Raw genomic sequence first — 375 nt, forward strand, 5'->3', positions numbered from 1 at the left:
AGTTGATTTAGAGAACATTATGCACACGTTAAAACCAGGACAAACGTATGAAATAAAAGAGGCGTATATTGGCAAGAACCAAAGATTATTTACAAGAGTAATTATCTACCGATTAACAGAGGAACAAATACTGGAACGTAGAAAAAAACAAAGCTATACCGAAAGTAAAAAGGGAATTACATTTTCAGAAAAGAGTAAACGATTAACGGGTATCAACATATATGTTACGAATACGCCTTGTGAGATGGTTCCGATGGAACAAATCCCCCTCCGCTGGCAGATCGAAATCATATTTAAAACGTGGAAATCTCTATTTCAAATTCATCACTGGCAAACTATCAAACAAGAGCGATTAGAATGCCATGTGTATGGAAA

Annotated in this window: 1 protein-coding gene; it reads left to right on the forward strand. The window is 35.5% G+C overall.

Going from position 1 to position 375, the window contains the following annotated elements; all coding sequences use genetic code 11:
- A partial coding sequence (locus MR155_RS31535; RefSeq protein ID WP_242312135.1) for a transposase occupies positions 1-375 on the forward strand: 375 nt, incomplete at both ends.

This window comes from Bacillus cereus group sp. BfR-BA-01331 (genome assembly GCF_022663915.1).
In the GTDB taxonomy this organism is placed as follows: domain Bacteria; phylum Bacillota; class Bacilli; order Bacillales; family Bacillaceae_G; genus Bacillus_A; species Bacillus_A mycoides.